Origin of the sequence: Solidesulfovibrio aerotolerans (assembly GCF_009856865.1) — a bacterium.
Classification (GTDB): Bacteria; Desulfobacterota; Desulfovibrionia; order Desulfovibrionales; family Desulfovibrionaceae; genus Solidesulfovibrio; species Solidesulfovibrio aerotolerans.
This window is the reverse complement of the sequence record NZ_WVUD01000004.1, coordinates 71137-96526: the sequence shown is the minus strand read 5'-3', so window position 1 is coordinate 96526 and position 25390 is coordinate 71137. Positions and strand designations below refer to the sequence as shown.

Annotated in this window: 18 protein-coding genes; all 18 read right to left on the bottom strand. The window is 63.8% G+C overall.

All coding sequences use genetic code 11. The annotated features are described in order from the left end of the window. Window positions 1–30: 30 nt before the first annotated feature. Window positions 31–2217: a glycosyltransferase gene (locus tag GTA51_RS04115; RefSeq protein ID WP_160958927.1), complete on the bottom strand. Its 2187-nt coding sequence runs from the start codon at window positions 2215–2217 to the stop codon at window positions 31–33. A gap of 5 nt (window positions 2218–2222) precedes the next feature. Beyond that, a complete protein-coding gene (locus GTA51_RS04110) occupies window positions 2223–4289 on the bottom strand; it encodes a beta propeller repeat protein (protein WP_160958925.1) in 2067 nt (688 codons plus the stop codon). 77 nt (window positions 4290–4366) lie between these two features. Further along, a complete protein-coding gene (locus tag GTA51_RS04105; RefSeq protein ID WP_160958924.1) occupies window positions 4367–4984 on the bottom strand; it encodes a hypothetical protein in 618 nt (205 codons plus the stop codon). After that, window positions 4984–6417 carry an exopolysaccharide biosynthesis polyprenyl glycosylphosphotransferase gene (locus tag GTA51_RS04100; protein ID WP_160958922.1) on the bottom strand — a complete coding sequence of 478 codons (1434 nt, stop codon included), beginning with the start codon at window positions 6415–6417 and terminating at the stop codon, window positions 4984–4986. The genes GTA51_RS04105 and GTA51_RS04100 overlap by 1 nt, the downstream gene beginning before the upstream one ends. Before the next feature lie 115 nt (window positions 6418–6532). After that, window positions 6533–7720 carry a glycosyltransferase family 4 protein gene (locus tag GTA51_RS04095; protein ID WP_160958920.1) on the bottom strand — a complete coding sequence of 396 codons (1188 nt, stop codon included), beginning with the start codon at window positions 7718–7720 and terminating at the stop codon, window positions 6533–6535. 172 nt (window positions 7721–7892) lie between these two features. Then, window positions 7893–8600: a P-loop NTPase family protein gene (locus GTA51_RS04090; protein ID WP_160958918.1), complete on the bottom strand. Its 708-nt coding sequence runs from the start codon at window positions 8598–8600 to the stop codon at window positions 7893–7895. A 429-nt stretch (window positions 8601–9029) separates the two neighbouring features. After that, window positions 9030–10076 carry an NAD-dependent epimerase/dehydratase family protein gene (locus GTA51_RS04085; protein ID WP_160958917.1) on the bottom strand — a complete coding sequence of 349 codons (1047 nt, stop codon included), beginning with the start codon at window positions 10074–10076 and terminating at the stop codon, window positions 9030–9032. Between the two features lies 1 nt (window position 10077). After that, window positions 10078–10917 (bottom strand): polysaccharide deacetylase family protein, encoded by an 840-nt coding sequence (locus GTA51_RS04080; RefSeq protein WP_160958915.1) that lies wholly within the window; start codon window positions 10915–10917, stop codon window positions 10078–10080. Then, window positions 10895–12046, bottom strand: coding sequence for a glycosyltransferase (locus tag GTA51_RS04075; RefSeq protein ID WP_160958913.1), 1152 nt, complete (start codon window positions 12044–12046; stop codon window positions 10895–10897). Before GTA51_RS04075 ends, GTA51_RS04080 begins: the two co-directional genes overlap by 23 nt. A gap of 357 nt (window positions 12047–12403) precedes the next feature. After that, window positions 12404–12724 (bottom strand): hypothetical protein, encoded by a 321-nt coding sequence (locus GTA51_RS04070; RefSeq protein WP_160958911.1) that lies wholly within the window; start codon window positions 12722–12724, stop codon window positions 12404–12406. A gap of 182 nt (window positions 12725–12906) precedes the next feature. Beyond that, on the bottom strand, window positions 12907–14031 hold the full coding sequence (locus GTA51_RS04065) for an ABC transporter permease (protein WP_160958909.1): 1125 nt from the start codon (window positions 14029–14031) through the stop codon (window positions 12907–12909). A 2-nt stretch (window positions 14032–14033) separates the two neighbouring features. Further along, entirely contained in the window at window positions 14034–16829 is a 2796-nt protein-coding gene (rbbA, locus tag GTA51_RS04060) for a ribosome-associated ATPase/putative transporter RbbA (RefSeq protein ID WP_160958908.1), read from the bottom strand. Further along, a complete protein-coding gene (locus GTA51_RS04055; RefSeq protein ID WP_160958906.1) occupies window positions 16826–17914 on the bottom strand; it encodes an HlyD family secretion protein in 1089 nt (362 codons plus the stop codon). Before GTA51_RS04055 ends, rbbA begins: the two co-directional genes overlap by 4 nt. Window positions 17915–18399: 485 nt before the next feature. Then, window positions 18400–20304: an asparagine synthase (glutamine-hydrolyzing) gene (asnB, locus tag GTA51_RS04050; protein WP_160958904.1), complete on the bottom strand. Its 1905-nt coding sequence runs from the start codon at window positions 20302–20304 to the stop codon at window positions 18400–18402. A gap of 3 nt (window positions 20305–20307) precedes the next feature. Beyond that, entirely contained in the window at window positions 20308–21585 is a 1278-nt protein-coding gene (locus GTA51_RS04045) for a glycosyltransferase (protein ID WP_160958903.1), read from the bottom strand. Beyond that, on the bottom strand, window positions 21582–22517 hold the full coding sequence (locus GTA51_RS04040; RefSeq protein ID WP_160958901.1) for a class I SAM-dependent methyltransferase: 936 nt from the start codon (window positions 22515–22517) through the stop codon (window positions 21582–21584). The genes GTA51_RS04045 and GTA51_RS04040 overlap by 4 nt, the downstream gene beginning before the upstream one ends. Continuing rightward, on the bottom strand, window positions 22507–24381 hold the full coding sequence (asnB, locus tag GTA51_RS04035; protein ID WP_160958900.1) for an asparagine synthase (glutamine-hydrolyzing): 1875 nt from the start codon (window positions 24379–24381) through the stop codon (window positions 22507–22509). Before asnB (GTA51_RS04035) ends, GTA51_RS04040 begins: the two co-directional genes overlap by 11 nt. After that, entirely contained in the window at window positions 24357–25343 is a 987-nt protein-coding gene (locus GTA51_RS04030) for a glycosyltransferase family 2 protein (protein WP_160958898.1), read from the bottom strand. Before GTA51_RS04030 ends, asnB (GTA51_RS04035) begins: the two co-directional genes overlap by 25 nt. Window positions 25344–25390: the final 47 nt, after the last annotated feature.

Sequence of the window (25390 nt, the reverse complement as noted above, 5' to 3'; positions counted from 1 at the left end):
AGACCGGTCGGCAGCACCCGGGGGTCGGGTCTATTTCCCGGCCTGTTTGAGCGCCCGGGCCACAAGCTCCAGGAAAAGGCCGGGCTGGGCCGCAAGAAGCTCCCGCGCCCGCTCCCGGCCCCGTTGTCCCATGGCCCGGGCCTGTTGCGGATTATTAAGCAGGCTTTGCAACTGCGCCAACAGGCCGGCCCGGTCGCCGGGCTCATAAAAAAGGACACCCTCGCCCGGCTCGCAATAGGCGCACACCGCCACATTGGCCGCCGCCACCACGGCCCGGCCCAGGGCCATGGCTTCGAGCAGCACGTTCTGCCCGGCGGCCAGGGTGCGGTTGCCGGTCGGCACCACCACCACGGCCGCGCCCTCGATCAGCGCGATTAGCGCTTCCTCGCTGACCCGGCTGCGGATCAGCCGCACACCGTCCGGGAGCTGTTCGGGAAAGGCGCACGCCTGGCTCAAAATCACGATCTCCCGGCCGACCTTGTCCGCAATCGCCAGCAGGCTGCCAAAATCCCGGTCGCTGTTGCCGTAGGCAAAGACATAGTCCCCGGGCGGCGTGTCCGGCCGGTCCAGAAACTGGCTTGGCGGCTCGTCCGGGTAAAAGGCCGTGGCCTCAAGGGGGCGGCCCAAAAGGGCTGCATAGGTGGCCCGTTCCGGCTCGGAGGTGCACCACAAGACGTCAATGCCGGGCAGGGCCAGCCGCAGCAAGGCCAGTCGCAAACGGTAGCCCAGGCCCGGGCGCGAGAGATCCAGGTGGAAATCGCGGATCACATGCACCGGCCGCCACCTGGCCGGGAGCAGGCGCAGCAGCAGCCCCAGGCACACGCCCGGGGTGATGGACCAGGACAGGACCACGTCAAAGCGCCAGGAACGCCAAAAGGTCAGGCCGGCCAGCAGCACGGCCCGGGTCCAGGCGCTGGCGCGCCCCAGCCGCGACAGGCGTTGCTGCCCGCGCGCATCAAAGCGGATGATCTCCACCGCAGCCAGATGCCGGCGCAAAGTGTCAATCATCTGCCAGCGGCCCTCCTCGGCCCAGGTCAGCGCCAGGGCGATCCGGCGCTCGGCGAGCTGGCACAACCGTTCCCGGGGACTGCGCCCGGCCAGCAGTTCGTCAAAAAGCGCCTCGAAACGTCGGGCCATGCCTTCCAGGCAATGGCCCTCCCGGACCAGCCGGCAGGCCGCGCGGCCCATCTCCAGACGCTTGGCGTCATCGCCTAAAAGCTCCAGCATGGCCGCCGCCAGGGCCGGCGGGTTGCCGGGCGGGACCAGACAGCCGGTTTCACCCTCCAGGACAATCTCGTCCATAAAGCCCACCCGGGTGCTGATGACAGGGATGCCGGCGGCCATGGCTTCCAGGGCGGCCACGGACAGGGTCTCCTGCTGGGGATGGGACGACAGGACGGCCACGTCCAGGGCGGGCAGCACGGTGGCCAGATCGCGCCGAAAGCCCAAAAACGTCACATGGCCGCCAAGCCCCAGCCGGGCGACCAGGGCCTCCAGAAAAGGCCGCTGCGGCCCGTCGCCGATGATGACGAAATGCGTGGCCGGATCGGCGGCCACCACCAGGGCGGCAGCCTGGAGAAAGACATCATGGGCCTTGTCCGGGCGAAGGGCGGCCAGGATGCCCGCAGTATGGCACCCGGTTGGGATGCCCAGGCGCTCTTTAGCCGCGTCTGAGCCGAGGGTCGGGCAAAAGGCCTGGCAATCGACGCTGTTGGGAATGGCCGCGATCTTTCGGACCGGGATACCCTCCACCCCGACCAGATAGCCGGCGTGGCCCCGGGAGGCCGCAACCAGCGCATCCAGGCCCCATACGATGGCCCGGCGCAAAAACATGTACACTTCGTGGCAGGGATGGCGCTTATACGTTTCGTTTTGCCAGTTGACCACGACCGGCACACCGGCCAGACGGGCGGCCGGGACGCCGTAAAAGAGGCAATTGCGGTGGTTTATAAGGAGCAGCACCTCGGGCCGGTCTTGCCGAAACACCCGGGTTAGACGCAGGATGCTCCCCGCCCCGCCACCCAGGCCGGCGCGCACCGGGATACCGAGCGCCGCCAACTCCTGGCCGATGGGACCGAGAGCCCCCAGGCAATACAGGCGCGGCGTAAAGCGGCTTTGGTCCAGGCGGCGGCACAGTTCCAAAAGGAGCTGCTCCGCCCCGCCAATGGCCAGGGTGGAGACCAGCACCCCAAGGACGCGTGGTTTGTCGGCAGCCATGGCGGTCACCGCCCCAGGTCCAGACGCCATAAGCCCAGGCCGTTAAAACCGGCCAGCAGTCCGTCCGGGCCGGGAGCCAGGACCGTAACACCTACCGGGGCCATGGCCGCCGCCACCCGGGCAAACGTCGCCCCGCTGTCGCGGCTCAGATACACGCCCTCACCCGGCGTCAGATCATACGACGCCGTGCCCACGGCCACGAGGCCGGGCCGGGCCGGGTCAAAGGCGATGCTCTGGACGGCCAGCGCCGGGGGCCGGTCCCCGGGCAGGTTCCGCTCCTGCCAGGTCTGGCCGAAATCCCGGCTTTCCAGGAGTCGCTTCTCCGGCAGTCCGGCCAGGAGATGGCCGGGTTGGGACGGGTCGGCCGCCAGACAAAAAACAAACAGGCCCGGGTCGGTGACCGCCGCCCAGGTCGCGCCCCCGTCCTGGCTGCGCCGGATGCCGCCGCCTACGGTTGCGGCCAGGAGCAGACCGGGCTTCTCCGGGAAAAGCAGCAGACTCTGGGAGCCAAAAAAGGTGGCCCGGGGCAGGCTGCGGCTCAGCTGCGTCACGGCGGCGGCGGGGTCGTCGGCCAGAGCCGGGACGCGGACTTTATGGAGGCCATGGCCGTTGCTGCCCAGATACACCACGTCATCGTCGGCCGGATCAATGGTCAAAAGCGTGGGCCGTCCGCTGGCGTAATCGCCGGGCAGGGGCAGCCGCGCCACCGTCACCGGCAGCGCCTGCCAGGACGCCCCGCTGTCCAGGCTGCGGTAGAGATTGAGCCTGACCGTTTCGCCCGCAGTTTCGGCCTGCCAGGGCTCGGCCAGCAGATAACGTTTGGCCGGGTTGCGGGAACTGATACCCACAGCGGCGACATGGCCGTCGGCCACGCCGTTCATGGTCCTGGCCCAGGTTTTTCCCGCGTCAGGCGAAGCCATGAGCCCGTTATCCGCCGTGGCCGCAAAAATCGCTTCCTCCGGTCCGGGCAGGGTGGCGATGGCATTGACCACGGTATTTTGCAGCCCCTTGTGCTGTTGGGAAAAGTGTTTGCCGCCATCCTGGCTGCGCCACAGATTCCACCAGTCGGCCAGAAAGAGTGTCGCGCCGTTTGGGGCAAAGGCCAGCGCCTCTACCGATTCCAACCCCTTGGGATAATTGGGCGGGGCCTGCGGTGCCAGGGTGAAATCCTCCACCGGGGAAAACGTCTGGCCCCCGTTATCGGAAACGAAGAGCAGATAGGGCCAGTATTCGGGGTGGGTGGCCAGAAAAAGCCGGCCGGGTGTTGCCGGGTCCAGGGCCAGGGCCTTAAACCGCAGCGGTCCTTTGGCGCCGGGCGGCAGTTGCGGCAGCGGGCCGGGGCGCTCCCAGGCCTTTTTCTCGGGACTGTAGCGCCACAGGCCGCTTTTCTCCTCCACGGCAAAAAGACCCGCGTCCGGGGTGGCGGCCATATCCGTGAGATTTTTTCCGCTGCTCAGGCCCTGGTTGACCGGGAGCCACTGCCCGCCGCGCCAGACCCTGGCCCCGGTGTTCGTGGCGGCGAACAGCTCGTCTCCCAACACCGCCAGACTGTTGACCTTTCGCCCGGCCAGACCGGGCAGCGGCGTCACGACGGGCGCATCCTGCCGCCAGGAAACCAAAAAGACGCCCTTGGTCCGGGTGGCCACGGCCAGCTGTTCGCCCAGGGGCAACAGAAGCTGGCTGCCGAAAAACCGGTCAGCGTAGGCGAGATCGGCCAGAAGGACGGTGGTCTCACCGCTGTCGCGGCTGCGATACAGGCCCCCATCGGTCAAAATGACCAGCGTGCCTGCGGTCTTGGGGTCAAAGACCAGCCCGGCAACGGCCAGCCCCTTGATGGCGGCCCCGCGTGGGGCAAAGGTGTCGCCGCCGTCCCGGCTGATGAAATAGCCGGCCACGTCCGAGCCGACCGCCACCAACGCGGGGTTGGTGGGGTCCACGGCCAGGGCGGTAAACCGCCCGCCCCCGCCGTAGCCGGCCGGCACCAGGGTCGGGCTTTGCGCCCGCACCGGCACGACATGGAGCAGCACCAGGGAGAGGGCACAAAGGAACCGTAGCAGCGAAAGCCGCAGCATTGCGCCTCCGACAAGGAGCCGCTGCCAAGCAAACCGAACCCTCGCGCCCCCGGCAAGGAGCCTAAGCATGGGGAAACCTAATCATTGCGCCCCCGACGCGGGGTGGGCTGGAGTTCCCGGGACAGCGTTCCCTGCAAGTTCGCCTGATAGCGCACCGGGGCCTTTTGCGTAAAATCGTAGCCGCTCATCCAGACGCGGCCCGTCACCTGATCCCCGGTAAAATTAAGCGTCAGTTCCCCAGCCTGGGCCGTAATTTGGGTGGGCAAGGCCTCTTTGCGCACCTGCCGCAGGCGCTCGCCCTCGTGCTGGGTCACCATGCCCTCTCCCTTAAACAGTATCGGACTGAGATAGAAAAAATGCATATTGGGCGGTTTGGAGGCAGACGGCACGATGCGGCAGCTGACCCGTCCGAGCAGCGACTCCATGAGTGAGTCTTCGGAGTTCCAGACAAAGGTGTTCTCTCCGTTGGTCTTTGGCCAGCCCGTGATGGTCACGACGTAGGCATGCTGCGAGCCGGGCGGGGAAGAGGCCAGGGTCAGCACGCCGTGCACCTGTTGAAACGTGTTTTTGCCCACAAGACCGGCCAGGGTGAGGACATACGATTTTGAATCTTCATTCAAATCTTCCAGCACCGTCTGGCCAAAGCCCTGGTTGGCCGAAAGCCCCAGGGCGAGGACGGCAAAAGCCGCCGCCATCAGACGCCGGAGCCGCGCAGTACGGCCGGAATGGTCTTTAAGCATATCACCACGTCTTCCCACAGGCTGTAGTCCTCGACATACCGCATATCCAGCGTCATCCATTCGGCAAAGGTCATGGAATTTCTGTTTGGCTTGGTCTGCCAATAGCAGGTGAGGCCGGGTTTGAGGGTAAACCGGCGGCGGGTCCAATCCTCGGTCAGGCGGCCGTAATCGCGCAGCGACATCGGCCGGGGACCGACCACGCTCATCTCGCCCCGCAACACGTTTATCAGTTGCGGCATCTCATCGATATTGTACTTGCGCAACCACCGCCCGACTTTGGTCACACGCGGATCGCGGGCAATCTTAAAGACCGGTCCATCCATTTCGTTGGCCCGCTCCAGGTGCGGCTGGCGCTGCTCGGCGTCCACGGCCATGGAGCGGAACTTGTAGAGTTGGAAAATCCGCTTGTTGAGGCCCACCCGGGGCTGGGTATAAAACACCGGGCCGCCGTCTTCCAGCTTGATACGCAGGGCCGCCAGCAGCATGACCGGGAAAAAGACGAGCAGGAGCAAGCTGGCCGCCGCCAGATCAAACGGCCGCTTGAACACCGAATGGCCGTGCGGCAGCGGACAGGTGGTCAAAATCGCCCGACCCACGGCATCCTCACCCATCTTGCAGGCACTGACCGGGAAAAACGACCCCAGGGATTCACACGAGATGCCCTGGCGTTCCGCCGCGCGCATGGCGGCTATGGTGGCATCGTAGTGGCTGCGTATGGGCAGGCAGACAACCAGGACATCCACGACGTTCTCACGCAGGATGGCATCAAGATCATCCAGTCTGCCGAGCAGGGTGACATTGCCGCCGGTGTGATCGGCGTCATCCACAAACCCCACCACGGAAAATCCCAGAAAAGGAAAATTCCGGCTCTCCGTAAAGAGCTCCTCTCCCCGGGCGTTGGCCCCGACGATGAGCAGATTGAGCGTGGTGTGGCGCCAGAGCCCCGAACGGAGCAGGCGGGACAGCAGCCAGCGAAAGGCGGTTCCCAACGGCGGCGACAGGGCCAAGTACACAAGGATAAACAGCAACAGTCTGGCCTGCGCCCGGAAGACAAGCCAAAAAAGCACCATCAGGATCACATCGGCCAGGAGGATCTCCCGGTGCCGGCAGTAGAGTTCCCGAAGAAAGCCATGGCGCTCGGTGTCGGAGGCGGACCGGTGGCCATTGCGCTGGCTCAGGTGAATCCCGAAAAGCGCCAGCAACTCCAGCACATTGATGCTGAGAATGTCCAGGGAGACGAACAGCACCCCTCCCTCGGGCCGCAGGGCCGCTTCTGGAAGACATACAGCCAAGGCCAGAAGATACCCGGCAGCGATGCCGAGAATTTCTGCTGCCGTCCGTAAACGCTCTATCAGTCTGCGACGCTCGTCAAGAATGGATTGCGACATCCTTACATCAGTCCCTTTATAAAATCAGGCCAGTCAAACAACAACAAAACGTTCATGACAATGATGCCCACAGCGGCCAGGGCAATGAACATTTTGACAACATTCCGATTTGTATTCATGGGCAATCTACCGGTGGTATTTGGCCCGAATCGGTGCATCCCAAGGAGCGGGCGTACAGGGCGGCCACAGCGGCCGCTGTTTTGTCCCAGCTAAAAGACTCAGCCACGCGTTGTTGCAACGCCTCTCCCAGGCCCGCCCGTTGCTGCGGGGACGCCAGCGCCGTTTCCAGCAGGGCCGCCAGGGCTGTTGTATCGCCCACAGGGAAAAACCAGGGATAGTCCTGGCCCAGCACCTCGCGATGGGGCGCAATGTCGCTGGCCAGACAGGGAATCCGGGAGGCCATGGCCTCCAGCAGGGTCAGGGGCAGCCCTTCAAGCTCCGACGCCGTGACGAAAACCAGCGCCCCGGCAAAAAGGGCGGCCAGTTCCTCAGCGAACCGATAGCCGACAAAGGCCACTTCGGGCCGGCCGTCGGCCGCCTGCCGCAGGCGCTCCAGATAGCCGCCCCCCGACGCCTCGTCGCCCACAACGACCAGCCGGGCCGGAGAGTGCATTTGCAGGACCGCCGCCACCATGTCCTCCACCCGTTTTTCCGGTGTCAGCCGCCCCACGGAAAGGATGTAGCGGCCAGGGGTTAAGCCCAGGCCCGCCAGGGTGGCCGCCAGGGCGGCCGTTGTGGGGGGGACCGGCACGGCCACGCCGTTGTGAATGACTTCGCAGCGGCAATGAAACCGCTCCCCATAGGAGCGGGCCAGTTCCCGGGACACCATAATCCGGACATCGGTGAGGCGGGCCGAAAACCACTCCCCCAGCCGCAGCACCAGGGAGGCCGGCCGGGACCATTTGCGCCGCTGCCAATCCAGGCCGCCGCACGTGAAAAAGATCGTGGCCCGGGGCAGCAGCAACCGCACCAGCGGAAGAAGCAGGCACGGGCCTTGCGAGTAAAAATGCACCACACGCGGCCGGGAAACAAAGGCCATATGCAGCACCGACAGCAAGGTGTGGACGAGGGCCTCAAAATGCGTGGAGCGCGGGGCTGGCAATACCTTGAGGCGCACCCCCCGATGGCTGGTGACGTCGCGCCCGACGTAATCGCTGCGGGCATACACGAGGATATTGAAACCCATCGCCGCCAGACGCGCATACAATTCTTCGCATTGGCGCTCGACACCGCCCCAGGTTGCCGGGAAACCACGGGTGCCGGTCACGGCGATCAGGTCATGCTTGCAGTCTGTCTGGCCCATGCGGCTCCCACACGGTTACGACGCGGCATCCCCATGAGCCGGGCACACAGGGCGACCATCTCTCGGGCGAGGCTTGCAGGGTCAACAGCAGCAGATCCTGGGCACCGCCGAGGGTGCGGACGCCAACGACGCACAAGACCCCTCGCACGACCATGGTCCGTCCCACCCCTTCTTATTTCAGGAGTCTGTAGAGCGACTGCGGCACGCTGTACCGCCTGGCATTTAAAATAATGCCGTGGGGCCGCACGCCAGCCGCCTTGAAGGCATCAAGCAGCGCATTGAGCAGTTCGCGCCGGGTGACCGCGAAACGGCAGACCAGGAGATTGGCATCCACGGGTTTGGCGATGGTGGCGGTCCAGGGAGCCATCAACACGGACTCCGCATCGAAAACGACAATGTCGAAATGTTGCCGGGCGTGGTCCAAAAGCATCTCCATCACGTTGCGCTGCGGCAACAGCCAGGGGAGGGCATGCTGGCTTCTGGAGAGATTGAGGCTTAACACACACAGGCCGGGAATACTGGAGGCCATGGTCAGGCTGTTTATGCCTTGACTGGAACTCAGCCTGTCCAGAATTTCCTCGGGCGGCAGTTCGACGGGAGCCTGCTCGTATGTCAAAGAATCGGCAAGGTTGATATACAAAACCTTATGCCCATAGGTCTGGGCCAGATAGATACACAGACGCTCCGACACATACGTGACACCTTCGCCTTTTGCTGCGGAGGTCAGCAAAACGCTGCGGGGAGTTTTCCCTTGCGTCAGCAAAAGATTGCTCCAAATGGCGTCCAGCTGGGACTTGAGTCGGGCAAGGGAGCGATCTGAGGGTGCAATACTGCAAAATCCCGCATTGCTTCGGCCCAGCTCGTTGGAGGCCGCATCCATAAACTCGTTTGGCACGACTCGGAAAAGGCGTTGCTCCTTTCCGGGACCGGCGTTACGGACCATGCCAAGGAGTTTTTCTGTTGCCTTCTGGCCGTCTATTTTTGACACTGGACAACCTTCATATCGGAATAGACCGTAAGGAGTGGCAAGGCGAATAATTTTTTCCTAGTGTGACACACTTACCATGTAGCTCGATTCATGAAATCATGCAACCGACAACTCCGGGTTTGGTCGCAATTTCCAAACAGCCCCCCCTCCAAAACGTTAACGCCATCACCTGTTTCCCAAAGACACGCCAACGACCAGGCCACAGCCTATATCGACTCTTTTTTCGGCCAAATAACTCCACTTTACGATCGCATCAGGCCGCGTTCCTTCCTTTTACGCCGTAAGCCGCAGAGTCTTTGCCTATTGACGGGCAGAACTGCATTATACATTTCCGGTCGTGCCCTCTTCGCCGAAATACGCCCTGGCCGAGACGGCCAGCCCCTGACGCAAGGAGACTTCCGGCATGAAACCGAGCGTCTGTTGCGTCTTTGTCATATCCGCCAGGGAGTGTTGCAGATCGCCGGCGCGCGGCGGCAAATGGCGCGGCGACACCCGGGGAAGGTCCGGATACAGGGCATAGACCGTCTCACTCAGGGCGGCATACAGTTCAAGCAGGCTCACGGACCGGCCAGAACCGACGTTTACCACCTCGCCGGCCAGGGCCACGTTTTCAAGCAGCGCGGCGAGGATATTGGCCCGGACCACATCCTGGACAAAGCAGAAATCCCGGGTGGCGCTGCCGTCGCCATAGATGACCGGCTCCTGCCCCTGGAACAACGCCGCAAACCACAGCGGTATAACGGCGGCATAGGCCCCTGTTGCGGTCTGGCGGGGGCCGTACACATTGAAATAGCGCAGCCCGACCACGTCCTGGTTGTAGCAGCGGGCATAGGTGGCGGCGTAGTGCTCGTTGACGACCTTGGAGAGGGCATAGGGCGTGCGCGGCTGACCGGCCATGGTTTCATCCTTGGCCAAAACCGAATCGTCGCCGTAGACCGCACTTGACGAGGCATAGACCACGCGGCGCACGCCCGCCTGTCTGGCCGCCTCAAGGACCATGCAAAAGCCGGTGACGTTGTTGGCATGGCAGGCCACGGGATCGGCAAGCGACGCCGGCACACTGACAAGGGCGGCCTGGTGGAGCACCAGGTTGACACCGTCCATGGCCTGGCGGCAGCACTGCAGATCGCGGATGTCGCCGTTCACAATGGTGAGCCGGCCAAAGGCGTCCTCGCCCACGCGGTGCCGCATACGGTCCAGCTTGGCCAGCGCGGCACCGCTGCAATTGTCCAGACCCACCACCGTCTGCCCAAGGCCCAACAATGCCTCGACCAGATGCGAGCCGATGAAACCGGCGGCCCCGGTGACCAGCCAGCGGCAGGGCCGCTGCTCCAGACGTTGCCGAACCGCGTCTCCAAGTTGCAGCATATTATTCACGAATCCTTCCAAGCAGATGGCGCAGATACAAAACCACAAGATATCCCCCGAACTGGGAGGGGGTGGAAAACCAGTCGTTTACACAAATTCGGTCGAGGTGAAAGGGGCTGGCCTGGGGCCCGATAAGGCCCCCGTAGCCCAGACACGCCCGGTAGCCGGCCTGGCGCACGGACTCCCGGGCAGCCTCGGGCATTTTCTCCGGATGGCCGTATGGATAGGCGTACCACACCACCGGCCGGCCCAGCCCCGCTTCCAGCACCGCCTTGGAAACGACAAGCTCCTCAAGGGCGGCCGCCGGGGTCAGCTCGTCCATGGCGGCATGGCTCTTGCCATGGGAACCCACGGCAAAGCCCTGGGCCGCCACGGCGCCCAGCTGGGTCCAATCCATGAACGGATACGCTTTTGCTGTGTCCCACCAGGGCCGGATGTCCGTGCCCACATAGTCGGAAACGGCGAAGACCGTTGCCGGCAGCCCCAGGGAGGCCAGCACCGGCACGGCCTCGGTCTGAAAATCCAGGTAGCCGTCGTCAAAGGTGATGGCCAGTTCGCCGGCAAAGGCTTCGCCCCGCTCAAGCTTGCCCACGATGCCTTCCAGGGGCACCACCCGGAAATGTTTTTGAAAAAACCGGCACCACTCCCGAAATTGCGCCGTGGGCATGGTCATGGCGTCGTTTGGCCCCTGCCCCTGCACCCGGTGGAAGGCCACGATCACCGCCCGGGAGGCCAGCAGGCGTCGGCCCAACCCCAGCCCGAACACCAGCCGGCCAAGCACGGTTTTGCCCCAGCCGGCCACAAACCGGCGTATCCCTTTAGCGCGCCCAGACTGCTGCATAAGACTCCACCACCCGTTCAATGGAATACCCGGCCACGGCTTTGGCCCGGGCGGCCTGCCCCAGCCGGTTGGCCAATGGCGCGTCCCGGGCCAGGACCGCCAGGGCCTCGGCCAGGGCGGCCGGATCGGCAGGCGGCACGAGCAGGGCCGATATTCCGTTTTCCAGCAGCTCGCAGTTGCCGCCAACGGCCGTGGCCACGATGGGTTTTGCGGCGGCCATGGCCTCGATGACCGCCAGGGAGGTGCCTTCGGACAACGAGGCAAAGGCCACAATGTCCGCTGCCGCGTACAGCTGCGGCACATCGTCGCGGTCCCCCAAAAGGCGCACCCTCTCCCCCAGGCCCTGTGCCGCAATGCTTCGGGCCAGTTCCTCCCGGCACGGTCCCTCGCCGGCCAGCAGCAGGACGAAACGCCGGGGCGCGCCCGACAGGCCGGCCATGGCGGTGACCAGATGGATCTGCCCTTTAACAGGTACCAGACGCCCCACGTTGAGCACCAGCACATCCTGGGGGGCAAGGCCAAAGGCCGCCCGACAGGCTGCGGCGCGCGTCTGGTCAGGTGCTGGGATGGGCACGCCGTTGGCAATGGTCACCACCCGGTCGGGCGGCAGGCGGTAGCAGTCCAACAGCGCCTCCCGCGTCTCTTGCGAGACCGCAATGATGGCCCTGGCCCGGCGGTAGACCAGCCACAGGACGGCTCTGCGCAGCGGTTGGCGAAAATCCAGCCAGGAGCGGCCGGGAGCCAGGACCGGCGTATGCTTGGTGATAAACACCTTGGCACCGGGCAGAAACAGCGAGGCGGCAACGCCAAGCAGCGTGGCATCCGCCAGATGGCAGTGGATGATATCGGGCTGCACCCGGGCGCACAGTCGCAGGATGCCGCGTATGGCGCCCACGACGCTGACCAGGAATTGTCCCGGCCGCAGGATGGAGGGCCGTGTCAGCCCCAGCACGACAACCTCGGCCCCGGCGGCGGCAAGCCGGGCGGCCATGGCCTGATCGTCTTGCAGGGAACACACCACCGTACGGAACTGCGGCGCGGTATGGCGCGCCAACTGGACGAGCAACTCCTGGGCACCACCCACGTTGAGTGCATCCACGATATAAAGAACTGTTTTAACCTGCGTCACGGACAAAACACCAGCCACGGATTGGAGGATTTCCCAACAACGCCACTTTCCTGCCGCAAGCAGCCGTAAAACGCCGCCCCGGACTCCAGAACGCAAAAAGCGCCCTGCTTCGGCCTTCCCTGGCAGACAGACACCACACAACCAGTGGAGCGTCAACACCCGACCGAACGTTTTCAGTGCTTCTTGTGGCATCCTTTCCGGCCCGGCCGCGCTCTGCGTACGCAAGACATGCCCGCGACAGGAACACTGCCGACCCGGCGCGCAAGACCAACCGGATCAAGCAACAGGTGCATTTCACTGCGAAAGACAAGAAAAGCCACAGTGCCGGGAGCAGCCCCGTTTTCACACCGCCTGACCCTACTGGCACTGCAAGCCGTTTTTAAGAATCCACAAACGCTTGCCAAAGACCGTCACCTGGCACAGGCCATCAGCACCGCACTGGACGTTTTCGGCCGGTTTGCCCTGGGGCATGAGCACCTGGCCCGAAGCCCGCAGATCGGTCAGACCGGCCTCGTCGTTGACATCAATCTTGCTTTGGGCCTGGGCCAGCAGTTCGCGGGTTTGCGCTGCGGCATAGCCGTCGACGAAATAGCAGCGCGGACCGCCCTTGGCCTGGGCGACGCCGGACACGGCGCACAGCAGGGCAACGCTTACCAGAATACGCAGAGCAGAGGGCATGGCGGGCTCCTTTGTTAAGGGTCCATTCTGCCTCATTGGCTGATCGGCGAAAAGGGGGGAGGCTGGAAATAACGGCGCAGCCAGAGTTCCAGCATGACCAGGGCAAAGATGCGCTTGCCGTGGGAGGCCCGGCCGGCCATGCGGGCGTTCGCGTCCGTTTTTGAGCTGTTGCGGCCTCCCCGTCACCGGGATTGGGCCAGACTGCGGCGAAAAAGCGCCAGGGCCAGCCCGAAAAACACCACGCCGATGGCGGCGATGGCGAGAAAGCGCGGCCACACCAGACTGAAATCCGCCCCACGATACAAAATCGCCTGGGCCAGAGAGACAAAATGCGTTGTCGGAGCGGCCAGCATGATGTCCTGCACCACAACCGGCATGCTCTCACGCGGGCTGATGCTGCCGGACAGCATTTGCAGCGGCAAAATGACCAGGATCATGAGCAGTCCGAATTGCGGCATGTTGCGCGAGATCGTGCCCAGAAAGATGCCGATGCAGGCGGTGGCGAAAAACTGCAGCAATGTCCCGAAAAGAAACAAGGGAATAGACCCGGCCAGGGGTACGCCAAGCGCTCCCCGCACAACGCCGTACAGGGAGACCGTGACCGAGAAGAGGATGACGAGGCTCGTGGGCCAGATTTTGGCCAGCAAAATCTCTGTGGCCGAAAGCGGCATGACCATCAAATGTTCGAGTGTTCCGTGCTCACGCTCGCGCACCAGGGCCGTACCCACGAGCAAAATAGAGAGCAAAGTAATATTATTGATAATTTCCATCACGCTGCCAAACCACGAACTGGTCAGATTGGGATTGAATTTGACGCGTGTGGCCAGGGCGATGGGCAATTGTGGCGTTTGCTGGCCCCAGGCTACAAAGGCCGCCACTTCATTGGCAATGATGTTTTGGATGTAGACCGCGCCAATAAACGCCTGGGACATGCAGGTGGCGTCGATATTGACCTGGATGTCGGGCTGTTTTCCGGCCAGCACGTCCCGTTCAAAATGCGGCGGGATATCAAGGACAAAGATGGAGCGCCCGGCATCCAACTCGCCGTCCACGGCCGCCAGGGGGATGACCCGGGCCGGCTGGAAGTAGGGACCGTAAAAGGCCTGGATGATGCGCACCGACAGGGCCGAGGCGTCCTCGTCCACCACGGCGATGGGGGCATGGTGCAATTCCTGGGACGTGGCCGTGCCGATCACATAGATGCCGCCGGTAAAGACCCAGCAGATAACGACCAGCAGGATCTTGTCGTGCCACAGGCTGTAAAACTCCTTGGTGCCCAGGCGGTAGATATTGATCAGATGGCGCATCCTCACTTCTCCTGCTTGTGCAGCAAAAAAACGCTCAGCCCGGTTAGCACCGGAGCGTACGCGGCCAGGGCCACAAAATTGGGCACAAGCTCCCCAAAGCCCAAGGCCTTGGTAAAGATTCCCCGACTGATATTGAGGAAAAAGGTGGCCGGAAACACGGCACCGATAAACGCCCCCGGTCCCTGCAGGGACGAAACCGGCGTGGTGAGGCCTGAAAAAGTGACTGTGGCCAAAAGGGTAAGAATGGCTGTCAGGGCCAGGGCGGCAATCTGGGTTTTGGCAAACGAGGAGATGAGCAGGCCGAGGTCAGTCGTAACGATCACAAAAAGCAGCGCGGCACAGGTCAGAAGCGTGAAACTGCCTTTGAGCGGCACCTCGAAGACAAAAACGGACAGGGCCACCATACCGAAATAGCTGACCATGCTGACGGCCACATAGGGCAGTTGTTTGCCAAGCAGAAATTCCAGCCGGGTCACCGGCGTGACGTAGAGATTGATGATGGAACCCAGCTCTTTTTCACGCACCACCCCAAGTGCCATCATGATCGACGGAATAAAGATCAACATCAAGGGGATGACCCCGGGAACCATGGCGTAGAGGCTGCGGAAATCCTGGTTGTAGCGGTAGCGCACCTGCGTGCCGGCGGCCGGCAGCCCGGTGACGACGCCCTGGGTACGAAGGGCTAATTGCTGCAGATACAAGGTATTTAATCCCTCGATATAGCCTCGCACGGTTTCGCCGCGAAAAGGCATGGCCCCATCCACCCAGACGCCGATTGTAACCACCCTTCCCCGCTGGAGATCCTTGCCAAAGTCCGGCGGGATGGAAAGGGCCAGACTCAGCTCGCCCCCGGCCATGCGCCGGTCCAGGGCAGCGGCGTCGGCCAGGGGCGGCTGCTCGATAAAATAGCGGGAGCCGGCCATATTTTGGATGTAGTCGCGGCTTTGCGGCGACTGGTCCCGATCCAGAACCGCGAATTTGAGATGCTCCACATCAAACGTGATGCCATAACCCAGGACAAACAACAGCAGCACCGAGCCCAGCAGGGAAACGACCAGACGCACCGGGTCGCGCAGCATCTCGCGCATCTCATGATCGGCGTAAGCCCAAAGGCGCAGCAGGCTGCGGCGAAGGGCACCTTGTGGCTGCGCAGGAGCTTGGTGCGGCAAGGGGGGTGGCGTGGGGCGGTCCGTACCGGGCTGCTGGTCCGGGCCAGACTGCTGTTCCTTGCCAGACTGCTGTTCCGGGCCGGGCTGCTGGTCCGGGCCGGTGGCTTCCTCCAGGCAGTCGATAAAGGCGTCTTCCAAGCTGGTCTTGCCGCGCTGCTCGACCAACTTGGCCGGCGTGTCGCTGGCCAGCACCTTGCCGGCATGCATCAGGGAAATCCGGTCGCAGCGTTCGCCCTCGTTCATAAAATGGGTGGAAATAAAGATGGTCACGCCCTGGTTGCGGGACAAATCGATGAGCAGTTCCCAGAAACTGTCCCGGGCCACGGGGTCCACCCCGGAGGTCGGCTCATCCAGGATCAGCATCTCGGGCTTGTGGATGACCGCCACAGCCAGGGACAGGCGCTGGCGCAGGCCCAGGGGCAATTGGTCCGGGAGCGTGTCGGCCTGCTCGTTCAAATCAAAACGCGTCAGCATCTCGGCCACGCGCGGGGCGATTTGCGCCGTTGGCACATGAAAAAGCTGGGCGTGCAGGGTGAGGTTTTGCCGCACGGTCAACTCGCTGTACAGCGAAAAGGCCTGGGTCATAAAGCCGACGCGCTTGCGCGTTTCCAGATTGTGGGCATCGGCCTTTTGCCCAAAGAGCAGGGCCTCCCCTTGGCTTGGCGGCAAAAGGCCGGTGAGCATTTTCATGGTCGTGGTCTTGCCGCAGCCGTTGGAGCCGAGAAACCCAAAGATTTCGCCGCGCCGGATCTCGAAATCCACATGATCCACGGCCGTAAACGTGCCAAAGCGGATGGTCAGCCCCTTGGCCACGATGGCCGGAGGTTCGCCCTCGCGGACCACAAACGGCGGGACGACCAGGGTCTTATGGTCGCGGCGTCTGGCCTGGGGCAACAGTTCGATAAAGGCCGCTTCCAGGTCGGGCTTTTGGGTTGTCGCCAACAGTTCCTTTGGGCTTCCCTGGGCCAGGATGCGGCCGGCATCCATGGCCGCCAGCCAGTCAAAGCTTTCGGCCTCTTCCATATAGGCCGTGGCCACCAGGACGCTCATGCCCGCACGCCCGGCCCGGATGGTTTGGATAAGCCGCCAGAACTGCCGCCGGGACAGGGGGTCCACGCCGGTGGTGGGCTCATCGAGGATCAGCAGGTCGGGATCGTGGATCAGGGCGCAGCACAGGCCAAGCTTTTGCTTCATGCCGCCTGAGAGCTTGCCGGCCGGGCGGTCGGCAAACGCGGTCAGGCCGGTTGCCTGCAACAGCGCGGCAATACGGCCTTCCCGCTCGTTTTTCCCCTGGCCGAAGAGGCGGCCGAAAAAGGTCAGATTTTCGGTGACGGAAAGGGCTGCATAGAGATTTTTGCCCAAACCCTGGGGCATGTAGGCGATGCGGGGACAAACCGCCTTGCGGTGGCCCGCAGAAGCCATATCGCCGTCCAGCACGGCGACCGTGCCGGTCTGGATGCGACGGGCACCGGAAATAAGGGCCAGGAGGCTGGATTTGCCCACACCGTCGGGTCCGATCAGGCCGGCCATGCAGCCGGCCGGGATCTCCAGGTCGATGGCCTCCAGGGCTGTGGTTTTCCCGTAGCGCAAGGACACGCCGGCCAGCCGGGCAACGCCGGGGGAGGTCATTGGCCCTTCTTCTTCTCGCCAACCAGCGGCGGCATATCCGCCGGCCAGGGTGCCTCAGGGGCAAGGCGCACGGTGGCCACGCCGGGCAGGCCGGTTTTCACCTGCTTGGCATAGGCCAGCAGGAGGTCCGGCGGGATCGTGACCTTGATCCGAAACATGAGCTTCTCGCGTTCGGAGTGCGTCTCCACGGCCTTGGGCGTAAACTGGGCCTGGGGCGAGACAAAGGTGACCTGGGCCGGAATGGAAACATCCGGGCGAACGTCTAAAACGATACGCGCCTGGGCTCCAAGGGCGATCCGGCCGGCCTGGGACGTGGGCAAAAAAAGCGTCAGGTAAACGTCGCTTAAATCGAGCAGGGTCAGCACATGGCCGCCAACGCCCAGCACCTCGCCCGGCTCGGCCAGCCGATAGAGCACGCGGCCACTTATGGGCGCGGTCAGGGTGGAGTCCTCAATGTCCGCCTCGTATCGCGCGGCCTGGGCCATGGCCGCCTCGATGGCCGCCTGGGCTTCGAGCACCCCGGCCTTGGCCGCCTCCAGGGCGGCCTGGGTGCCCTCAAGCTGGGCTTTGGCCGCCAGCACCTGGGCATTGTTGGTTGCCGTGGTGGTTCGGTCCACATCCATTTTTTCGCCGGTGATGAAATCGCCCTTGTAGAGTTGCCGGGTGCGTTTTTCCTCTTTGGCGGAAAGCTCCAACTGGCTTATGCGCTGGGCCACCAGAGCTTGAGCTGCTGTGATTTCGCTTTGCCGCTGATCGACGGCGGCCAGGGCCACGGCTTTGCGGGACGTCGCCTGCCCGATGGCGGCCTGGGCCTCGCGCAGATTGGCCTTTAAGACCGTGACGTCCATTTGGGCCAACACCTGTCCCAGGGAGACGTCGTCCCCTTCCTTGGCCAAGACCGTGTCCAAACGCCCGGCCAGTTTGGTGGAGATGAGCACCTCCGTGGCCTCGATGCGTCCGTTTCCTGAGGCAAAGTCAACGGTTGCCGGTGGTTTGGCATAATAATACCAAGCCAGGGCCGCGCCACCAAGGCAAACCAGAATTCCCGTACCAACCACCCAACGCGTAAACGATGTGGACGCCATGACCTTCACCCCTGCAAAAACCTTGAGCAATGCCCTGATGCCCGCAACAGACTGCCACACCACCTCACGGGAACACACTGTCCCCAAACCGGGCTCGTGCGCGCGCTCCCACAGGCCGCCGCCGGGCCTGCCCAGGCGTTTGTTGCGCGCAATGCGCGTCTGATGATTCTGGCATTTCTGTATAAAGACGGCGCGCTTTCTATACCCCATTAAAAAGGGCACGGATAGCACTATCCTTATTTGAGGGCATTACATTCGCTGTGCGATGCTTTTGTGGGGCGAGGGAGACCCGGCCCGGGATTTTGCCGAACGGCACGGCCCAGGCCAGGGGGGCGACCAAGTCTGGCCTGGCCAGGGGAGGCCTGGTCGAAAACAGCACGAGGAGCAGCCGCCCTGTGTGCTCTTGGATGTCGAAACGCTACGCAGCACCCTACGAGATGCTGTCAGTCTGCAAAAACAGTCAGTTACCCTACTCCATCAGAAGGCTAGAAATAGCGGCGCAGCCAGAGTTCCAGCATGACCAGGGCAAAGATGCGCTTGCCGTGGTCGGCCCGGCCGGCGACATGGGCGGCCAGCAGAGCGGCCACGGCCTCGGGCCGGGCAACCTCGCGGGCCACGCGCCCGCCAAGCAGCAGATCGGAAGCAAAATCGCGCAAGGGGCCGCGAAACCAACCCGCGACCGGCAGCCCGAAGCCGCGTTTGGACTGCCAGGCGATACCCGGCGGCAGGAGATTGGCAAAGGCCCGGCGCAGCAGATATTTGCCGGTAAGGCCCCGAAGTTTGAGGCGCGTGGGCAACCGGGCGGCAAAAAGGGCCAGCTCGGTATCGAGCAGCGGCGAGCGCCCTTCCAAGCCATGGGCCATGGCCATGCGGTCGGCCTTGACCAGCAGATCCCCGGGCAAATAAATGGCGGCGTCGGCGAAAAGCGACGCATCCAAGGGGCTTTCGGCCTTGGCGGCGGCAGCGGTATATTCGTACAGGGCCACGGAATCGGCCGGGCCGGCGGCCTTTAAAAATTCCGGGCGCAACAGCGCCAGACGGTCGGTGGGCGAGAAATACGAGCCCCAGCGCACCAGACTGGCGGCCCGGGGCAGGCTGACCGCCTGGGCCAGACGCTTAAGGCCCGCCCGCCAGTCGGCTTCCACCGGCACGTCGCCCCGGGCGGGAATCCGGGCAGCCAGCCAGGGGACCAGCCGGCGGGTGAGGGCGTTTGGCAGGCGGGCGTACAGGTCGGCCAGGGGATCGAGCCAGTAGCGCTGGTAGCCGGCAAACATTTCATCGCCGCCGTCGCCGTTTAAGGCCACGGTGACGTGCTCGCGTGTCAGTCGGCACAGATGCCAGGCCGCCAGGGCCGAGGGATCGGCAAAGGGCATGTCCGTGGCCGCGACCACCGCTTCCATAACGCTTCGCGCCTCGGCAAACCCCACGGTGAATTCGGTATGGCGCGTGCCGAATCGCTCGGCCACGGCCCGGGCCTTGGGTGTTTCGCTAAAGGCCTCCTCGGCAAAACCAATGGAAAAGGTGCGCACGGGTTGATCCGTCAGTCCGGCCATGACCGCCGTGACGATGGCCGAATCCACCCCGCCCGACAGATGCGCCCCCAGCGGCACATCGGCCACCAGCCGCAGCCGCACCGCCTCGGTGACGCGCTCCCGCAGTTGCTTGGCCAAGGACGCCACCGAGCCGGTCAGCTTGGGCTGGTAGGCCATTTGCCAATACCGCTCGATATGGGTCCTGCCATCCCGGCGCAGCAGCGTATGCCCGGCCGGCAGGCTGGCTATGCCGAGAAAGCCCGTGGACGGTTCGGGCACGTGCTGCAAGGTCAGATAGTGGGCCACGGCCTCGGCATCGAGTCGCGGCGTGACTGCCGGATGGGCCAGCACGGCCTTTATTTCCGAACCAAAGACCAACCCGCCCGGGATGGCGGCATAAAACAGCGGTTTTTTGCCAAAGGGATCGCGGGCCAGAAACAGTTCGCGGCGCTCCTTGTCCCAGATGGCCAGGGCAAACATGCCGCGCAGGCGCGTCACACAGGCCGGCCCCAGCTCCTCGTAAAGGTGAACGATGACCTCGGTGTCGCTGCGGCTGGCAAAGACGTGGCCCTTGGCCACAAGCTCCTGGCGAAGCGCCTGGAAATTATAAATTTCGCCGTTAAAAACAATGACGAGACGGCCTGTTTCATTAAAAAGCGGCTGATCGCCGGTGACCAGATCGATAATGGCCAGCCGGCGATGGGCCAGGGCCACGCCGCCGCCCTGGGCAAAGCAGTCAAGGTAGACCCCCTCGCCGTCCGGGCCGCGATGGGCCAGGCTCCCGTTCATGGCAGCCAGAATGTTGCCCATGGTTTCGGGATTGCCCTGATCGGTGACAAAGCCGCAGATGCCGCACATGCTCTAGACCCCTTCCCCGCCGCACAGTGCGGCATACCGCTGCGCCACGCTGTGCCAGGAATACTCCCCCACCACCCGTTCCCGCCCGGCAGCGCCCAGACGCCGGCCAAGCGCCCGGTCGCCAAGCAACCGGGCAAGGACCACGGCCAAGGCGTTCGCGTCGTTTGGCGGCACGAGAAACCCGGTCTGGCCGTCAAGCACCAGTTCCTCGTTGCCGGAAATGCGCGTGGCCGCCACCGGCAGTCCCGAGGCCATGGCTTCGAGCACGGCATTGGGCATGCCCTCGTCCCGGGACGGGAAAACAAACACGTCGGCCGCGCGCAATACAGCCGGCATGTCCTCTCGCGAAGCCCAGCCGGCAAAGCGCACCCGTCCGGCCAGCCCCAGCCGGGCGGCCTGCTCGACCAGGGCCGGACGCAACGGCCCGTCGCCAACGAGAGTCAGGCGGTAGTCCAGTCCGGGCGGCAGCAGGGCCAGGGCGTTCAGGAGCACATCCAGGCCTTTTTGCTGCACCACCCGCCCGACGAACAGCAACTGCATCGGACCGGACCCCGCCGCCGGCCCGTCCTGTGGCGCGCCAACCGGCCCAGGGGCAGGCGCAAACCGCGCCGTGTCCACGCCGTTGGGAATCATCGCGATGGGTGTCGCCCCGGCGCTGGTGCGGGCCAGGGCGGCCAGCCCCTGGCTGTTGGCCACGACATGGGCCGCCCCCCGCCACAAAAAGCGGATCAGCGGCCCGGTGGCCCGATGGTAACCGGCCAGATCGTAGGGCTGAAAGCCCGGCACATCGCCGCCGCGAAGGGAGACGATATAGGGCACGCCGCAGAGCACCTTAAGCAGCCAGGCCGCCGGCCCGCACGGGATGCCGAAAAAGCAGATGCAGGCGTCGGCCCGAAACCGGCCCTGCATAAAGGGCAAGGCAACCAGCGCACTGGCTAAAAAGGTCAGCATTTCCAGGGGTGAGCAGTGATCGGCCTGACGGCGCACGGCCGGGATACGCCACAACTCGTACCCATCCACCACGTCCCGCCTGGGCTGCCCGGCAAAGGCCGCCGTCACCACCCGCACCCGATGGCCCAACAGGGCCAACTCCCGGGCCATATTGGCCGTGGCATTGCCCGCCCCGCCGCCGAGGGGCGGATATTCGTAATTGAGCAGGAGAAGGTTGCGAGGGCGAAGACTGCGAGAGGGAAACCCTTTTTGGGAAAAAGGGTTTTCCTCTCGCGCTCTCCCTTCCCCAAAACTTTTTACCGGGGTGTTGTTGGTGGCGGCAGCGCTCACGAGTTGCCTCTACCAGTCGGAGGAGTCTGTTTCCCGGTGTCCGCATCAGGCGCAGCGCAAATGGCTCCCCCCGCCGGGGGGGTCCGGGGGGCCTGCGGCCCCCCGGTGGGGAGGTCCAGGAGGGGCAAAGCCCCTCCCGGCCGCCGCAGGCAAAATAACGTCGCTTTGGTAATATTCATAATATCAGGGTCGCGGTGCTTGAAATCGGCGTGGAGCCGGTCGGCCACGGCGGCAAAGGCCTGCGCGTCACGCTCAAAGGAAAGCGCCGACACGTCAAAGCCGGCCAGGGCCAGACCGCCGGCATGGTCGTCGTAGCGCCAGCGGGGCAGATCGCCGGGATTTAAAAACCAGTTCCAGACCCACCGAGGATAGAGCAGGAAATGGAAGGGATATTTGAAAAAATGGTCGCGGTAATCGACCCGATGGAGCATGACGCCGCCCGGGACGAGCAGGCGGGCCAGCTCGGCAAAAAGCGCCCGGGTGTCGGCCACGTGTTCCAGCACGGAATTGGACACGATGATATCTGCTGCGGCGTCGGGCAGTTCGGCCAGGGTGGCCACCCGGCGCACCTTGGAAAATGGAACGCCCGGATGGGCCAGGACCATGGCTTCCAGATGTTTGGCGTCCAGGCCCACGTCGTGGCGAGCGTAGGGTTCGTGGCAAATAACCGAGGCCGCCCCCCGGGCCATGAGAGCATAGCCCGCGCCGTTGGCCGACCCGCAGCCGATTTCGATGATGCGCTTGCCCGGGATTGCCACACCCGCGCGGCCGAGATCAGCGGCGTAGGCGTCGGCAATGGCCACAGGATCGACCACCCCCTGGTTGACGCGGTAGTACGGCAGCCGGCTGCCCCAGGCAGCCAGCCGCTTTTCGGTAAAAAAGAACCGGCGCAACACCCGAAGGGTCGTGTATTCCAGGGAATCAAACGGCAAGACGGCCTCCACCCAGGTCCATATGGCGCAGCACCCAAAGGTTCCACAGAAACAGGCGATGATCGGCCCGGCCGGCCCGGTGTCCGGTGATTTTGGCCGTGATGGCGGCGGCGTCAAGCCCGGCCTCAACCGGCGAAGGCGCGCCCATGGGCAGCATGCCTTCGGCCAGCCAGCGCCCGACCGGCACGCCGAAACCCTGCTTTTTCTGATAGATGATCTGGTGCGGCAGGACCGCCTCCAGGGCCTTTTTAAGAATATATTTGGTCGTTCCCCGGTGGAATTTAAGCCCGGCCGGGATGGTGCGCACGTAATCGACCAGTTCGATATCCAAAAACGGGGCGCGCACTTCCAGGGAATGCATCATGCCGGCCCGGTCGGTTTTGACCAGGATGTCGTCTTGCAGATAGAGCCGGGTGTAAAATTCCATGGTGCGATCCACCATGTCCCGGGATTCGCCGGACTCAAAAATGGCGATGGCCTCGCTGTAGAGGTCCTCAGGATCGATGGGCTCGGCAAAAAGATCAGCCACCTCCCCCGGGGCCAGGGGGCCGAGCCAGACCGGATTCCAGAGCTTTGGCGGTTGGGACAGGCCGCGCAGGAAGCGATTCAGTTTAAAGCTGGCGGCCATGTAGCCATGCCCCACCGGCAACCGGGCTGCGAGTAAAGCCAGGGCGCGGTGCAGGGGTTTGGGCATGAGTCGGCTGTACCACTCGGCGGCCCGCACGGCCTTAAAGGGGTCGTAGCCGGCGAAAAGCTCGTCCGCGCCGTCGCCGCCAAGGGCCACGGTGACGTGGCGGCGGGTTTCGCGACACAAAAGTGCTGTGGGAATGAGCGACACGTCGCCCATGGGTTCGTCCAACCGGCCGACGATCTCGGGCATAAGGGCCAGGGCAGCCTGCAGGGAGAGCCGGGCTTCGTGGCGGGCGACACCCAAAGCTTTGGCGGCCAGACGGCTCTTGGCCGATTCATCAAAGGCCGGGTCGTCAAAACCGATGGAAAAGGCCCGGATGTCCGGAGCATGTCGGGCGGCCAGGGCGGTTACGGCCGAGGAATCCACACCGCCGGAGAGAAAGATGCCGAGTGGCACATCGGCCATGAGCCGGCGGGCCACGGCTGCATCCAGGAGTGTGAGGACGCGCTCGGCCACCCCCGCCGGCGGGGCCGAGGCCAGGGCGTGGTCCGGCTCCAGACGAAACGTCCACCAGCGGCGCAGACGCGGGACCGGATCGCGGACGTCCAGGAGCAGATTCGCACCACCCTCAAGCTTGTGCGTGCCGGCATACAGGGCATTTGGGCCGGGGATAAAGCCGTAGGCGAAATATTTGCGCAGGCTGGTTCGGGAAATGGTGCGCGCCACCAGCAACGGATGGGCCACGAGGCTGGAAAGCTCCGAGGCAAAGGCAAAAAAACCCGGCCGGGCCGCATAGAAAAAGGGCTTTTTGCCAAAGCGGTCCCGGGAACAGAACAGCTCGCCCCGCGCCTTGTCGTAGAGGGCAAAGGCCCACATGCCGTTTAAGCGGGCGGGCAGCTCCGGCCCCCACTCCCGCCAGCCGTGGAGCAGGATTTCCGTATCGCTGTGATCGGAAACGAACCGATGGCCGCGCGCCGTCAGTTCCTGGCGCAGTTGCCCGTGGTTATAAATCTCGCCGTTGTAGGTGACCACGAGTTGCCCATCGACCGTGGCCATGGGCTGGGCTCCGCCTGCAAGGTCGATAATCGCCAACCGACGGTGGGCCAGATGCACCCCGGCCGGGGCGTCATGGAAAAACCCTTCGCCGTCCGGGCCGCGTCGGGCCAGGGAGGCGTTCATGGCGGCAAGGGCTTCTGGTCCGCCGGTGCCTACGAAACCGCAGATTCCGCACACGACCGATCCTCTTCCTTGCAGTTGCGGGTACAGTCCACAATGTAGGTCGGCTTGTCCTGGGACTCGTGGTAGGTGCGCATGAGAATTTCAGCGATAAGGCCCATGAAGATGGCCATAATGCCGATCAACATGAACATGACCACACCCAGTGGCAGTGGCGTTGCAATAAAGCTCTTATCCAGGAAAAATTTGCAATAGAGCATAAACAGGAAAAAAAACCCGGACACGGCAAGGCTGGCCAGACCAAAGCCGCCGAACAGATACATGGGCTTGGAGGCATATTTGTCGAGGAATTTGACGGTCATGAGGTCGAGGATGACCTTTATCGTGCGTTCCATGCCGTATTTGGATTCGCCGTGGATGCGCGGATGGTGGGTAACGCCCACTTCCGTGACCCGCGCGCCCTGCCAGGCGGCATGGATGGGGATAAACCGGTGCATCTCGCCGTACAGCTTCACACCCTTTATGATATCGCGCCGGTAGGCCTTGAGCGAACAGCCGTAGTCGTGCAGATGGACCCCGGATATGAACGAGATAAGACGGTTGGCCATGCGGCTGGGCAGATTGCGCTTTATGGGGTTGTCTTTGCGGTCCTTGCGCCAGCCCGAGACAACATCAAACCCTTCATCGAGTTTGGCCAACAGCTTGGGGATATCGGCCGGATCGTTTTGCAGATCGCCGTCCATGGGAATGAGAATATCGCCCCGGGCCAGGTCGATGCCGGCCATCATGGCCGGAGTCTGGCCGAAATTGCGGCGCAGATGGACCACGCGCAGCCGCTTGTCGCGCTCGGCCAGAGCATCGATGCGCTCCCGGGTGTCGTCGCTGGAACCGTCATTGATGCAAATGATCTCGTAGACATGGCCCATGTCGCGCAGCACGGCATCAAGCTTGGCATAGAGCGGCTCGACGTTGTCCTGCTCATTGTACAGTGGAATGATGATGGAAAGCATATCCGGCATGGCTCCCGCCGATTCGTCAGAGTTACAGGCTTGGGGCCCGGCAGCCC